Origin of the sequence: Isoptericola cucumis (assembly GCF_014635665.1) — a bacterium.
Taxonomy (GTDB): Bacteria; Actinomycetota; Actinomycetes; order Actinomycetales; family Cellulomonadaceae; genus Isoptericola; species Isoptericola cucumis.
Genome location: NZ_BMDG01000017.1, coordinates 56,564 through 70,196, shown reverse-complemented (window position 1 = coordinate 70,196; position 13,633 = coordinate 56,564). Strand labels below are relative to the sequence as shown.

Annotated in this window: 13 protein-coding genes and 1 pseudogene; 4 read left to right on the top strand and 10 right to left on the bottom strand. The window is 72.4% G+C overall.

The features are described from left to right. From IEW03_RS19520 to ctaE, 5 genes and pseudogenes are all read right to left on the bottom strand, one after another. A pseudogene (locus tag IEW03_RS19520) lies at positions 1–86 on the bottom strand (superoxide dismutase); the annotation flags it as partial. Between the two features lie 172 nt (positions 87–258). After that, the gene (qcrB, locus tag IEW03_RS19515) at positions 259–1,959 is read right to left on the bottom strand and encodes a cytochrome bc1 complex cytochrome b subunit (RefSeq protein ID WP_188525388.1); all 1,701 of its coding nucleotides are present in this window, start codon (positions 1,957–1,959) and stop codon (positions 259–261) included. Beyond that, positions 1,956–3,005, bottom strand: a complete 1,050-nt coding sequence (gene qcrA / locus IEW03_RS19510) for a cytochrome bc1 complex Rieske iron-sulfur subunit (protein WP_188525387.1) — start codon at positions 3,003–3,005, stop codon at positions 1,956–1,958. Before qcrA ends, qcrB begins: the two co-directional genes overlap by 4 nt. Continuing rightward, the gene (gene qcrC, locus IEW03_RS19505) at positions 3,002–3,781 is read right to left on the bottom strand and encodes a cytochrome bc1 complex diheme cytochrome c subunit (RefSeq protein ID WP_188525386.1); all 780 of its coding nucleotides are present in this window, start codon (positions 3,779–3,781) and stop codon (positions 3,002–3,004) included. Before qcrC ends, qcrA begins: the two co-directional genes overlap by 4 nt. 70 nt (positions 3,782–3,851) lie before the next feature. Further along, positions 3,852–4,505 carry an aa3-type cytochrome oxidase subunit III gene (ctaE, locus tag IEW03_RS19500; RefSeq protein ID WP_188525385.1) on the bottom strand — a complete coding sequence of 218 codons (654 nt, stop codon included), beginning with the start codon at positions 4,503–4,505 and terminating at the stop codon, positions 3,852–3,854. Between the two features lie 294 nt (positions 4,506–4,799). Here ctaE and IEW03_RS19495 point away from each other — a divergent pair, with 294 nt between their 5' ends. Then, entirely contained in the window at positions 4,800–5,210 is a 411-nt protein-coding gene (locus IEW03_RS19495) for a PleD family two-component system response regulator (RefSeq protein WP_188525384.1), read from the top strand. Between the two features lie 70 nt (positions 5,211–5,280). After that, a complete protein-coding gene (gene trpD, locus IEW03_RS19490; RefSeq protein WP_188525393.1) occupies positions 5,281–6,339 on the top strand; it encodes an anthranilate phosphoribosyltransferase in 1,059 nt (352 codons plus the stop codon). A 96-nt stretch (positions 6,340–6,435) separates the two neighbouring features. Here trpD and IEW03_RS19485 read toward each other — a convergent pair whose 3' ends face one another. The 3 genes from IEW03_RS19485 to IEW03_RS19475 all read right to left on the bottom strand — a co-directional run bounded on the left by IEW03_RS19485 (position 6,436) and on the right by IEW03_RS19475 (position 10,466). Further along, positions 6,436–6,717: an Lrp/AsnC family transcriptional regulator gene (locus tag IEW03_RS19485; RefSeq protein ID WP_188525383.1), complete on the bottom strand. Its 282-nt coding sequence runs from the start codon at positions 6,715–6,717 to the stop codon at positions 6,436–6,438. Continuing rightward, the gene (locus tag IEW03_RS19480; protein WP_188525382.1) at positions 6,711–8,516 is read right to left on the bottom strand and encodes a DEDD exonuclease domain-containing protein; all 1,806 of its coding nucleotides are present in this window, start codon (positions 8,514–8,516) and stop codon (positions 6,711–6,713) included. Before IEW03_RS19480 ends, IEW03_RS19485 begins: the two co-directional genes overlap by 7 nt. A 138-nt stretch (positions 8,517–8,654) precedes the next feature. Then, the gene (locus IEW03_RS19475; RefSeq protein WP_188525381.1) at positions 8,655–10,466 is read right to left on the bottom strand and encodes an AMP-dependent synthetase/ligase; all 1,812 of its coding nucleotides are present in this window, start codon (positions 10,464–10,466) and stop codon (positions 8,655–8,657) included. Positions 10,467–10,668: 202 nt separating this feature from the next. Here IEW03_RS19475 and IEW03_RS19470 point away from each other — a divergent pair, with 202 nt between their 5' ends. Further along, on the top strand, positions 10,669–11,613 hold the full coding sequence (locus tag IEW03_RS19470) for an ROK family glucokinase (RefSeq protein WP_188525380.1): 945 nt from the start codon (positions 10,669–10,671) through the stop codon (positions 11,611–11,613). Positions 11,614–11,693: 80 nt separating this feature from the next. On the opposite strand, the gene IEW03_RS19465 is transcribed toward IEW03_RS19470, so the two are convergent. Next, entirely contained in the window at positions 11,694–12,239 is a 546-nt protein-coding gene (locus tag IEW03_RS19465) for a hypothetical protein (protein ID WP_188525379.1), read from the bottom strand. A 113-nt stretch (positions 12,240–12,352) separates the two neighbouring features. Between IEW03_RS19465 and IEW03_RS19460 the strand changes: the two genes are divergently transcribed. Further along, positions 12,353–13,057 carry a lysophospholipid acyltransferase family protein gene (locus IEW03_RS19460; RefSeq protein ID WP_188525378.1) on the top strand — a complete coding sequence of 235 codons (705 nt, stop codon included), beginning with the start codon at positions 12,353–12,355 and terminating at the stop codon, positions 13,055–13,057. 7 nt (positions 13,058–13,064) lie between these two features. Here the strand turns inward: IEW03_RS19460 and IEW03_RS19455 are convergent, their stop codons facing one another. Beyond that, positions 13,065–13,610, bottom strand: a complete 546-nt coding sequence (locus IEW03_RS19455) for a GNAT family N-acetyltransferase (protein ID WP_188525377.1) — start codon at positions 13,608–13,610, stop codon at positions 13,065–13,067. Positions 13,611–13,633: the final 23 nt, after the last annotated feature.

The following is a 13,633-nucleotide window of genomic DNA, read 5'->3' as shown; positions in this document are numbered from 1 at the left end:
TGGTGCAGCTCCATGATCTTGCCGCTGATGTGCGGCTCCAGGGCGCTGTAGTCGTAGGGCAGGTCAGGGAGCGTGTAGACAGCCATGCTGAGTTACCTCCGGGATTCGAGCCGCGCGCCGTCGCCGGCGCGCGGCAGGTGCGTCGTCGAGCATTGGCCCCGGCCGGGGCTCACCGGCCGGAGATGACGGAGACCCGCACGCCAAGCCCGCCGGAGCGGATTCGGGGCGCGCGGGTCACCGTTCTAGCCTGCAGGAGTTTCAGTGCTCCCGCTCGACGTTTCCAGACCCCGAGACCAGCTCGGGGGCGGTGTGGGCGGACTCGAGCTCGTCGTGCTCGCCGTGCGAGTGCGCGGCAGCCAGCTCGGCCGGCGTCACGGGCTCCACCCGGTCCTCGAAGAAGAACCGGGACAGACGCTGCCAGCGACGGTCCTGCTTGTAGCCCTTGCGCTTGACGCCGCGGGCGTCGGTGGCCGGCTCGATCTCCAGCGGGGCGTGCGCGTCGTAGTTCACCCGCAGCCAGCGCTCCTGCTCGTCGAGGGGGCGGTGCACCTCGATGTACTCACCGTTCGCGAAGCGGACGATGCGGCCGGTCTCGTGACCGTGCAGGACGAGCTCGCGGTCCTTGCGCTGCAGGCCGAGGCAGATGCGCTTGGTGATCCAGAACGCGAAGACCGGACCGGCGAAGAACAGGAACCTGAAGACCCAGGTGATCGTGTTGATCGACAGGCTGAAGTGTGTCGCGATGAGGTCGTTGGACCCCGCCAGCGCCAGGATGATGAACGCGGTGAGGAACGCGACGCCCAGGCCGGTGCGCACCGGCACGTTGCGCGGGCGGTCGAGCAGGTGGTGCTCACGGTGGTCGCCCGTCACCTTCGCCTCGATGAAGGGATAGACGAACAGGAACGTGAACAGCAGGCCCGGGATCACCACGGCCGGGATCAGGATGTTGAGCGACAGGGTGTACCCGCCGATCACGTACTCCGTCTGGCCCGGCATGAGCCGCAGGGAGCCCTCCAGGAAGAGCATGTACCAGTCGGGCTGGGCCCCTGCGGAGACCGGTGACGGGTCGTACGGCCCGTAGTTCCAGACGTTGTTGATCGCCATCGTGCCGCCCATGAGGGCCAGGACACCGAAGATGATGAAGAAGTTGCCGCCCATCTTCGTGGCGAACGCCGGGACGGCGGGGGAGCCGACCACGTTGTTGTTGGTGCGCCCGCCACCCGGGTACTGGGTGTGCTTGTTGAGCACCATGAGGAACAGGTGCACACCGATCAGCGCCAGCAGCAGGGCGGGCACGACGAGGATGTGCAACGTGAACAGGCGCGGGACGATGTGCTCGCCCGGGAACTCGCCGCCGAAGATGAAGTACGACAGGTACGAGCCGATGATCGGGATCGACTTCACGACGCCGTCGGTGATGCGCAGGCCGTTGCCCGAGAGCACGTCGTCAGGCAGCGAGTAGCCGGTGAACCCGGCCAGGAGGCCGAGGATCAGCATCGTCACGCCGACGAGCCAGTTGAGCTCGCGCGGCTTGCGGAACGCGCCGGTGAAGAAGACGCGCATCATGTGCACGACGATGCCGGCCATGAAGATGAGCGCCGACCAGTGGTGGATCTGGCGCATCAGCAGGCCGCCGCGCACCTCGAACGACATGTCGAGCGTCGAGGCGAAGGCCACGGACATGAGCTCGCCGTGCATCGACGCGGGGTGCTCGTTCTCGTAGCGCGTGAGCGCCATCGAGGGCTCGAAGAACATCGTCAGGAAGAAGCCCGACAGGATCAGCACGACGAACGAGAAGAGCGCGATCTCGCCGAGCATGAAGGACCAGTGGTCCGGGAAGACCTTGCGGACGAGCTGCTTGGCGAGGACGCCGACCTTGGTCCGCTGGTCGAGGAAGTCGGCGGTCTTGCCGATCGCAGTGGTCGGTTCCGCCACGGAGGAGGGGGTCGTGGTGCTCACTTGAGGCGCTCCCAGTAGCTCGGGCCGATGGGCTCGTTGAAGTCGTCCTCCGCGACGAGGTAGCCCTCGTCGTCCACCGTGATCGGCAGCTGCGGCAGGGGACGCTTGGCCGGGCCGAAGACCACCTTCGCGCCGTCCGCGATGTCGAACGTCGACTGGTGGCAGGGGCACAGCAGGTGGTGCGTCTGCTGCTCGTACAGGGCGACCGGGCAGCCGACGTGGGTGCAGATCTTCGAGTAGGCGACGATCCCGTCGTAGGAGGCGCCCTCGCGGTGGTCGCGCTTGAGGTCGCGCGGGTCGAGTCGCACCAGGAGCACGACGGCCTTGGCCTTCTCCGTGATCCAGTGGTGGGTCTCGCGCTCCTCGGCGGGTACGTCGGGGATGACGTGGGCGACGGAGCCGACGGTCAGGTCGGCGGCCCGGATCAGGCGGCCCGACGGGTCGTAGGCGAGGCGCGTGCCCTTCTTCCACATCGTGTGGCGGAACTTGCTGACGTTCCAGTCACCGCCGACGCTCGAGACGAGCGGCACGGCGATCGACAGCGGGAAGAGCGCGAGCGCCAGACCGACGGAGCCGAGGAGCATGGGGCGCCGGGCGATGCCGGCGTCCTTGCCGCCCTCCTTGAACTGGTTCGCGACGACCGCGCGGACCTCGTCCGAGCTGCTGCTCGGGTGCCGCTCCTCGACGTGCTCGTGGTTCGACATCAAGGTCTTGGCCCAGTGCACCGCGGCGATGCCGATCCCCAGGAGGGACACGGCCATGGCGACACCGAGGAGGAGCGTCGAGAGGCGCACGCCCTCGGTGGTGCCGTCCGGCCGCACGGCGAAGTACGCCACGACCGAGCCGACGGTGCCGAGGCACGAGATCAGGAAGATCAGGACGATCAGGCGCTCGTTGCGTTTGGCGGAGCGCGGGTCGGTATCCGTCAGGCGCGGCTTGTGCTCCGGCACACCGGGGTCGGTGAAACGGTCGGCCTGGGCCAGCGTCCCGTCGCCGCCGTGCGGCGTCACGTCGCGCGAGGGCTGGGGGTTCTGGTTCTCGCTCACGAGGACTTCGCTCCGATCCACACTGCTGCACCGATGATCAGGCCGAGGCCCACGACCCAGGCCCACAGGCCTTCGGAGACGGGGCCGAGCGACCCGAGGGACAGGCCGCCGGCGGAGCCCTCACGCTGCTCGTCGATGAACGCGACGATGTCGCGCTTCTCTTCCGGGGTGATGTTGGCGTCGTTGAACACCGGCATGGACTGGGGACCGGTGAGCATGGCCTGGTAGATGTTGCGGTCCGAGGTCTCGAAGAGAGACGGGGCGAACTTGCCCTCGGACAGGGCACCGCCCGCGCCGACGGCGTTGTGGCACATCGCGCAGTTGGTGCGGAAGAGGGCCATGCCGTTGGCTGCGTCGCCGAGGCTGCCGTCGACCTGCTCGTCGGTCGGGATCGCCGGGCCGGCGCCGAGCGACGCGACGTACGCGGCGAGGGCAGCCGTCTGCTCCTCGTCCATCTGCGGCGGCTTGGCCTCGGCCTGCGGGCCGTTCATCTGCATGGGCATCCGGCCGGTGGAGACCTGGAAGTCGACCGCCGCCGCGCCCACGCCGACCAGCGACGGGGCCTCGGTGGTGCCCTCGGCGTTGGGGCCGTGGCACGTGGCGCAGTTGGCCTGGAAGAGCTTCTTCCCGGTCTCGATGTCCGCGGTGCTGGCGGTGTCGGCCTTGGCCGGGCTGGGCGCCAGGGCGGCGTAGACACCGCCCGTGACCAGCAGCGCCAGCAGCAGCAGCACGACCGGGGCGGACCGGTGGTGCCGGCGGGCGGCGAGTGCCTTCACGAAATGATCCTCGTCTCGCAGATGGAAGGTTCAGGTTCTGATGGCCGGCGTCGACGCCGACCGGAGGACGTCAGCGCAGCAGGTAGATGACGGCGAAGAGCGCGATCCACACCACGTCGACGAAGTGCCAGTAGTAGGACGTGACGATGGCGGTGGTCGCCTCGTGGTGGCCGAACCTGCGGGCGGCGAAGGACCGGCCGAGCAGGAACAGGAACGCGATGAGACCGCCGACCACGTGCAGGCCGTGGAAGCCGGTGGTCAGGTAGAAGACCGACCCGTAGGCGCTGGAGGAGATCGAGACGCCCTCGTGCACCAGCTCGGCGTACTCGAAGATCTGGCCGCCGATGAAGAAGGCGCCCATGAGGTACGTGAGGGTCATCCACTCGTTCATGCCCCAGCGGTTCACCGCGAGGATCGAGCCGGTGCGCACCGGCTGGAAGCGCTCGGCGGCCCACACGCCCATCTGGCACGTGACGGAGGACAGGACCAGCACGGTGGTGTTGATCGCCGCGAAGGTGAGGTTGAGCTTGCCCGCCTCCGCGGCCCACTCCGCCTCGGGCATCACCGAGCGCACGGTGAAGTACATCGCGAAGAGACCCGCGAAGAACATCAGCTCGCTCGCGAGCCAGACGATCGTCCCGACCGACACGGGGTTCGGACGGTTGACGCTCACGTGCTGGTGGGCATGGGGGGCTGCAGCCGTTGCGGTCGACACGTCAGCCATTATGGCCGACATACGCCCGGTTCGAGCCACCCGAGAGGGCTCTTCGTGGAGATCGGATCCACAGTTTCTGCGAGATCTCGCCACTCCGCCCCCACGATCTGACGGTTTCCCGGACAATGCCAGGAAAACACCACGTTTGGCGGCTGACCGAGGTGACACGGTTGTGCCACGATGCCAGCAAACATCGGCCGTGACGGCGCGTCCGACGGGTCCTGCCGCGGCCTTCCGCGGCGCCCGGCGCGGCGCTCGGCTCCGAGGCCGATCCGCGAAGCCCATCTGCGAAGGGAAGGCCCGATGACGGACCAGCCGACGGACCCGAGGAGGGGCCCGCGCATCCTGCTCTACAGCGACGACCGGACGGTGCGGGAGCAGGTGCGTCTCGCCGTCGGCCCCCGGCTGCGGGCGCACGCCCCCGAGATCTCGTGGACGGAGGTCGCGACGCCGGCCATGGTCGTCGCGCACGCCGACCGCGGGGGATGGGACCTCCTGGTGCTCGACGGCGAGGCCGACAAGTCCGGAGGCATGGGCCTGTGCCGGCAGCTGAAGAATGAGATCTACCGGTGCCCGCCCGTCGTGGTCCTCACCGGCAGGCAGGACGACGGGTGGCTAGCATCGTGGTCGCTGGCCGACGCCGTGGTGCCGCGGCCGCTCGACCCCGTCGGGCTGCAGCGCACCCTCGCCGGCTTCCTGACCGCCGCAGCCTGACCCGTCGTTCGGGGCGCCATGCCCCGGCCGTGCGCCGGGCGCCCCGACCGAAGGGACCCTCGTGGCCACCATCGACCCCGCCGCCGAGCCCACCTGGCCCGGCATCCTGACCGAGCTGGTCGCCGGGCGCGACCTGACCGCCCGGGAGACGGCGTGGGCGATGGACGAGGTGATGTCGGGCGAGGTCCCGCCCACCCGCCTGGCGGGCTTCCTCGTCGGGCTGCGGGCGAAGGGCGAGACCGCCCAGGAGCTCACGGGACTGGCGGACGCGATGCTCGGGCACGCCACCCGGATCGAGGTGCCCGGCCCTGCCGTCGACATCGTCGGCACGGGCGGGGACCGGCACCACACGGTGAACGTGTCGACGATGGCCGCCGTGGTGATCGCGGGCACCGGGGTGCGGGTCGTCAAGCACGGCAACCGCGCGGCGTCGTCGTCGTCCGGCTCGGCCGACGTGCTCGAGGCTCTCGGGGTCCGGCTGGACCAGTCGCCCGCGAAGGTGGCCGACCTCGCCGTGGAGGCCGGCATCACCTTCTGCTTCGCGGGGCTGTTCCACCCGTCGATGCGGCACGCCGCGGTCGCCCGCCGCGACCTCGGCATCGCGACGGCCTTCAACTTCCTCGGCCCGCTGACGAACCCGGCGCAGCCGCGCGCGACCGCCGTCGGCTGCGCGGACGCGCGCATGGCGCCGCTCATGGCCGGAGTGTTCGCGCTGCGGGGGACCGACGCGCTGGTGTTCCGGGGCGACGACGGCCTGGACGAGCTCGCCGCGACCGGCGGAGCGAGCGTGTGGGAGGTGCGCGAGGGCGAGGTGCGCGAGCAGCGCCTCGACGCCGCGGCGGAGCTGGGCCTGCGACCCATCGAGCTCGCTGACCTGCGCGGAGCCGACGCCGCTCACAACGCGGATGTCGCCCGCAGGGTGTTCGACGGCACCGACCGGGGACCGGTGCGCGAGACCGTGCTGCTCAACGCCGCGGCGGCGCTGGTTGCGGACGGCAGCCTGCCGGGCACCGGCACGGGCTCGCTCGTCGAGCGCCTGCAGGCCGGGCTGGAGCGCGCCGCGCGGAGCATCGACGAGGGCGCGGCCGAGCAGGTGCTGCAGCGCTGGGTCGCGCAGACGCAGCACTGAGCAGGCACGCGCCCTGACCTGGCACCTCCGGCCCGCGTGCGGGCACGCGGGGCCGCAGGAGGTGGCCCGCCTGGCCCCGCCGGTACCCCCGCCGCGTCAGTCGTCGAGGCCGAGCGCGAACGCCTGCTCGAGGTCGACGTTCGAGTACGTCCGGAACGCGATGAGGGTCTCGGTGCGCACGACGCCGGGGACCTTGCTGATCCCGTCGGCGATGACGTCGGCCAGCTCCTCGTGCTCGCGGACGCGCACCATGGCGACGAGGTCGGCCTTCCCGGTGACGGAGTAGACCTCGCTGACGCCCTTGAGGTCGGTGACCTGGAGGGCGACCTCGGGGATCTGGTCGGCCTCGGTGTCGATGAGCACGATCGCGGTCAGCATGGCGCCATCGTAGCGACGACCGCGGGCAGCGCACCGCCGACGACCGACCGGTCGATCTCGCCGTCCCCGTCGACCGCCGCACGGACCTGCGCGAGGTCGACGTGCATCGCCGCCGACCGCACCGGCCACGACCAGGGCCCGCTCACGTGCACCAGGCGCACCCCGGGTCGCTCCAGCCAGTCCAGGACGAGGTCGGCTTCCTCGGGATGGCAGGCCGGGGCGGGGGCGGTCGCCGGCTCGACGACCTCCGCCGTGGCGCGGAGCGCGTCGACGACCGGCAGCGGGTCGTCGTCGGGGCCGGTCACCGCGGTCCCGGCGAGCCGCCCGTGCTTCACCACGACCAGCTCCCAGCCGCCGTCGGGGGTGGGCAGGGCCGCCACGATCTCGGCGCACCGCGCCACGGGGTCGAGCCGCTGCGTGCGCGCGGCTCCCCGCAGGTAGGCGCGCAGGCGCTCGGTGAGCCGCCCGGCCTCCTCGAACCGCTCCTGCGCGGCGAGGGCGCCCACTCGCGCGGCGAGAGGCTCCACGACCCCAGCGGGGTCGCCGAGGAGCGCACCGCGGAGCGCGTGCACGACCTCGTCGTACGCGGTGTCGGGTGCCGTCGTGGCGACGCACGGCGCCGAGCAGCGGCCCATGCCCGCCAGCGCGCAGGGGCTGCCGGCGACCCGGGAGACGCGCGCCAGCCGCGCCGTGCACTGCCGGACCGGGAAGGCGTCCTGGAGCGCCTCGACGGCGGACTGCGCGGTGCGCCGGGAGGAGAACGGACCGATGTGGGCGGAGTCGGGGCGCACCTGGCGGACCACGGACAGCCGGGGGTAGGGCTCGGAGGTGAGCCGCACCCACGACTGCCGCTCGGGGTACTTCGAGCGACGGTTGTACCGCGGCTCGTGCTCGGCGATGAGCCGGAGCTCGCGGACCTGGGCCTCGAGCGCCGTGGCGCAGACGACGGGGGTGACGGCGTGGGCGATCCGGAGCATCTCCGTGATGCGGCGCCGCTTCTCGGCCGCGGTGAAGTAGGACCGCACCCGCTTGCGCAGGTTGGTCGACGTCCCCACGTAGAGCACCTCGTCGCCGGGGCCGCGGAACAGGTAGACACCCGGCGCCTCGGGCAGCCCGTCCGCCAGGGTGCGCTTGCGGCGCACGTCCGGCGGCACCGGGTCGGACGCCGTCGCCAGGTCCTCGAGGTGCGTCACGCCGAGCGGGGCGAGCCGCTCGAGGAGGCCGTGCAGGACGTCGACCGTCGCGCGCGCGTCCGCGAGGGCGCGGTGCTCGGGCGTGACGGTGGCGCGGAAGAGCGCGGCCAGGGTGGACAGCTTGTGGTTGCGGGCCTCGTCCCGCGTGACGACCCGCCGTGCCAGTGGCACGGTGTCCACGACCCGGTAGCCGGGCCACTCGTAGCCGAGCTGCTCGCACGCCGCCCGGAGGAAGCCGACGTCGAACGGGGCGTTGTGGGCCACGAGCACGGCGTCGCGCGAGAACTCGAGGAAGCTGGGCAGCACCAGGTCGAGCGGGGGAGCGGTGGCGACCATCGCGGTGGTGATGCCGGTGAGCCGGGCGACGAACGCGGGCACCGGCCGCCCCGGGTCGACGAGCGACTGCAGCTCGCCGAGCACCTCGCCGCCGCGCACCTTGACGGCCCCGATCTCCGTGATGCCGCTGTCGGACACCCGGCCGCCGGTGGTCTCGAGGTCCACGACGACGAACGTGACGTCGCTCAGCGGGGTCCCGAGCTCGGCGAAGGTGTGCTGGACCGGTGTGCGCGGGGCCGGTGCGCCCCGGACCGGTGTCGTGCTCGGCATGGGCGGGACGCTAGCGAGGGCCACCGACAGGCCCGGAGGCTGGCACGGACACCGCTCCGGGCGCCTGGCCGGAACGCGGTCGAGCCCGCCGGGACGGAGGTCCCGGCGGGCTCGAGCGCACCCGCTGTGGCGCCGGCGTCAGCTGGTCGACTTCTGCCGCGTGTCGACGTACAGATCGTCGATCTCCGTGGCGAAGTCCTTGACGAAGACGTGCCGGCGCACGCTCTGCTTCGGCGTGAGGTAGCCGTTCTCGACGGTGAGGTCGCCGGGCAGGACGGCGAACTTGCGGATCGACTCCGCCTTGGAGACCGCCTGGTTCGCGCGGGTGACGGCGGCGTCGAGGGCGGCGAGGACGTCGGGGTCCGTCGCCGCCTGCTCGGGCGGCATCTCCGGCTTGCCGTGCATCTTCAGCCACCCGGGCAGACCCTCGGCGTCCAGCGTGACCAGGGCGCCGATGAACGGCCGGTTGTCGCCGACCACGACGCACTGGCTCACGAGGGCGTGGGCGCGGATGCGGTCCTCGAGGAGCGCGGGGGCGACGTTCTTGCCCCCGGCCGTCACGATGATCTCCTTCTTGCGGCCCGTGATCGTGAGGAAGCCGTCGTCGTCCAGCGTGCCGAGGTCGCCGGTGCGGAACCAGCCGTCCTCGAACGACTCCGCGGTCGCCTCCGGGTTGTTGTGGTAGCCCTTGAAGACCTGGATGCCCCGCAGCAGCACCTCGTTGTCGGCGGCGATCTTCACCCCGCAGCCGGGAAGCTGCTGGCCGACGGAGCCGATCTTGGTGGCGTCGGGGCGGTTCACGGAGGTCGGCGCCGTGGTCTCGGTGAGGCCGTAGCCCTCCAGGATGTTCAGGCCGAGCCCGCGGTAGAAGTGGCCGAGCCGCTCGCCGAGGGGCCCTCCGCCTGAGACTGCGTATCGCGCCTGGCCCCCGAGGACCGCGCGCAGCTTGCCGAAGACGAGCGTGTCGGCGACCTTGTGCTGCAGCCGCAGCCACAGGGACGGGCCCGACGGGGTGTCGAGAGCGCGCGAGTACTCGATCGCCGTGGCGGCCGCCCAGTGGAAGATCTTGAGCTTGCCCCCGGAGGCGGCGTTCTGCTCCGCGGCGTTGTAGACCTTCTCGAACACGCGCGGCACCGCGAGGATGTAGGTGGGGCGGAACGTCCCCAGGCCCTCGGTGACCGTCTTGAGGTTCGACCAGTGGCCCAGCACCGTGCCGCTCGCGATCGCCAGGACCTCGATGTACCGGGCGAAGACGTGCGCCAGCGGCAGGAAGAGCAGCGTGCGCCCGCCGTCCTTGAAGACCTCGGGCACCGCGGCCACGGCGTTGACGGCCAGCAGGGCGAGGTTGCCGTGGGTGATCTGTGCGCCCTTGGGGCGCCCGGTGGTGCCCGACGTGTAGATGAGCGTCGCCACGTCCTCGAGGTCCGCGATCCCGCGACGCCGCGCGATCTCGTCGTCGCTCACCTCGGCGCCGGCCGCGGTGAGCTCGGCGATCGCGCCGTCGTCGATCGTCAGGACCTCGCGCAGCGCGGGGGTGCGGTCCGCGACCTCGGCCACCGTGGCGGCGTGCGCCGGCTCCTCGACGACGAGGACCGAGACGGCGGAGTCGGAGAGGATCCACTCGACCTGCTCGGCCGAGGAGGTCTCGTAGACGGGGACCACCACGGCCCCCGCCGCCCAGGCGGCGAAGTCGAGCAGCGTCCACTCGTAGCGGGTGTGCGACATGATGCCGACCGCGTCGCCGGGCTGCACGCCCCTGGCGACGAGGCCCTTCGCGACAGCGACCACCTCGGCGTCGAACTGGGCGGCGGAGACCGGCGCCCAGCCGTCGGCCGCGGGCCGTTCGGCGAGCGGGGCTCGCGGGTCGGTCGCCACGCGGGTGGCGAGCAGGTCGTTGAGGTTCGACGTCGCAGGCAGCTCTACTGCCTGCGGAAGAGTGATCTCGTCCATTCTGACTCCAGTGGCAGGGCTCGTCCGTGGCGGTCACGATACCGGGTCTCAGGGGGTGGTCCGGGCCGGGTGCGACGGAATCGGACAGCGTCGCTGCTCGGCCCGGCACGTCGCTAGTCTGGACCCTGCGCGCCCTGCGCGTCTCCCCCCCCGTCGCGCGGTCGCGGCGGGATTCCGACGAACGAAAACGTGAGGTCAACGCATGCACGCCATCGGAGTCGACATCGGCGGCACCAAGATCGCGGTCGGCGTCGTGGACGAGGCGGGCAGGATCCTCGCGCAGGTGCGTCGGGAGACGGTGGCGGACGACGTCGCGGACATCGACCGCGTGATCGCCGAGGCGTGCACCGAGCTGGCGAAGGAGCACGAGGTCGGTGCGATCGGCCTCGCCGCTGCGGGCTTCGTGAGCCCCGACCGGCGCTCCGTGCTCTTCGCGCCGAACATCGCGTGGCGGGAGTACCCCCTGGCGCAGCGCATCGAGGACCTGCTCGAGCCCGACGTGCCGGTGGTCGTGGAGAACGACGCCAACGCCGCCGGGTGGGCGGAGTTCCGCTTCGGCGCCGCCCGCGAGGCCACGGACATGCTGATGCTCACCGTGGGCACGGGCCTCGGCGGCGCGATCGTCGTCGACCGCGAGCTCGTGCGCGGCAAGTGGGGCGTGGCGGCCGAGGTCGGCCACATGCGGGTGGTGCCCGGCGGGCACTACTGCGGGTGCGGGCACGAGGGCTGCTGGGAGCAGTACGCGTCGGGCACCGCCCTCGTGCGGGACGCGCGCCAGGCGGCGATCGCGCAGCCCGCCCGCGCGCAGCGCCTCGTCGAGCTGGCGGACGGCGGCCCAGCGACGATCACGGGGCCGTGCGTGACCCAGGCCGCCCAGGAGGGCGACGAGCTCGCCGTCGAGCTGCTCTCGAACCTCGGCCGCTGGATCGGCGAGGGGTCGGCGTCGGTGGCGGCCCTGCTCGACCCCGAGCTCATCGTCATCGGCGGCGGCGTCGGGGCGGCGGGCGACCTGTTGCTGTCGCCGGTGCGCAAGGCGTACGAGGCCCAGCTGTCCGCGCTCGGGCACCGCCCGGTGGCGAGCATCGAGCTCGCCCAGCACGGGAACGAGGCGGGCATCATCGGCGCCGCGGACCTGGCGCGCCGCTGATCGGCTCGGCCCTGAGCCGCTCGGCCCTGAGCCGCTCGGCCCTGAGCCGCTCGGCCCTGAGCCGGCCGCCGGAGCCGCCGTCAGACGACGGCGCCCGTGCCGTCGTCCTCCGGGTCGCGGTGGTGCGGCATCCGCCACAGCAGGACGGCGACGGCCGCGAGGAAGAGGCCGCCGCCGACCGGCCCCAGCCACCCGGGCAGGTGCAGGGCCGGGACCAGCGCACGCACGACGACGAGCACCACCGTGAGGATCGGGACGGCGGCGACGACGGACCACGCCATGGTCAGCAGCGGGTCGCGGCTCAGGAGCGGCTCGGGCTCCGGCGGGACGAAGTGGGAGTCCGCCTCGTCGAGGGCGTCCACCTCGGGCGTGGCGGGCCAGTCCCGAGGGCCCTGCCCGGCCACGGGCGCCGCGGCCGGACCCGCAGCGACCGGCGGGTCGTCGCCGGCGGGCGCGGGCCCGCCCGTCGGCTGCGAGGAGCTCCCGGACGAGGCACCGTGCTCCGGCGCGTCCGGCCCGTCGAGGGGACCGAGCTGCGCGACGATGTCCGCCCAGCGCGCCTCGACGGCGTCGTCAGGGAGGTCGTCGGGCGTGCCCGGATCGGCGTCCGGGTTCGGTGCGGCCATGGGTTCACTCTATTGTCGTGGGCGACGCCTTGCGGAAGGCAGGGGCAGAACCCATCGGCGGACGACGCCGGTGGACGCAGTGGTGACCGCAAGGCGCACGTCGAGGAGGACCGTTGTTCTACTGGGTGATGAAGAACGTGCTGGTCGGACCGTGGCTCCGGCTCGCCTTCCGCCCCTGGACGAAAGGCGTGGAGAACGTGCCGTCCAGCGGCCCGGCCATCCTCGCCAGCAACCACCTCGCGGTGATCGACTCGTTCGTGCTGCCCCTCGTGCTGGACCGGCAGGTGCAGTTCCTCGGCAAGTCGGACTACTTCACCGGCGGTGGGGTCCGCGGCCGCCTGGTGGCGGGCTTCATGCGCGGCGTCGGCACCATCCCGGTCGACCGTGCGGGGGGCAAGGCGAGCGAGGCCGCCCTGCGCACCGGGCTGCGGGTGCTCGACGAGGGCGACCTCTTCGGCATCTACCCGGAGGGCACCCGTAGCCCGGACGGCCGCCTGTACCGGGGCAAGACGGGCGTCGCCCGCCTGGCGCTCGAGTCCGGCGCCCCCGTGGTCCCCGTCGCGATGGTGGGCACCGACGTCGCCCAGCCGCTCGGCCGGGCGGTCCCCAAGCCGATGCCGATCGGCATCGTCATCGGCGAGCCGCTCGACTTCAGCCGCTACCGCGGGATGGAGCACGACCGGTTCGTCCTGCGGTCGGTGGCCGACGAGATCATGTACGCGATCATGCGGCTCTCCGAGCAGGAGTACGTGGACGTCTACGCCGCGACCATGAAGGCCCGCCTGGCCGCCGGCCGGAAGGTCGACGAGGAAGGCTGAGCCCCCGTCAGGCGACGTCGAGCACGATCCAGGCGTCCGGCGGCAGGTCCGGCCGGCCCGGCACCGGGCGGTGCTCGAGGGCCCACGCTCCCGGGGCCGCCTCCTCGGCGACCCGCCGCCAGAACGCCGCGGCGGGCAGGTTGGCGTCCTGGAAGGGCACCTCCCACGTCCCGGGCGTCGACGCGAGCACCCGGGCTGCGAGATGACGGCCGACGCCCTCGCGCCGGGCGCCGCGGGCCACGAAGAACGCGGAGAGCACCCGGACGGGGCCGTCCAGCCCGCGCACGAGGGCGAACCCCGCGGGCCGCCTGCCCCGCTCGACGACGTGGCCGCGCCATCCGGGGTCGGTGAACGCCGCGTGCAGGCGCTCGTCGCGGAACCGGCCGGCCGCGTCGGGCAGGGTGCCGTCGACGTCCGACAGGTCGTGGCGGAAGAGCTGCCACAGGCGGTCCAGCAGGGCGCGGTCCGCGGCCACGGCAGGGCGGACGACAGGCAGCGGGTCGCCCGGCGCGGCGGGTCGTGACGGGTGCGGGCGAGAGTTCGTCGAGGTCATACGAGAGAGCCTCCCGGCGCCGG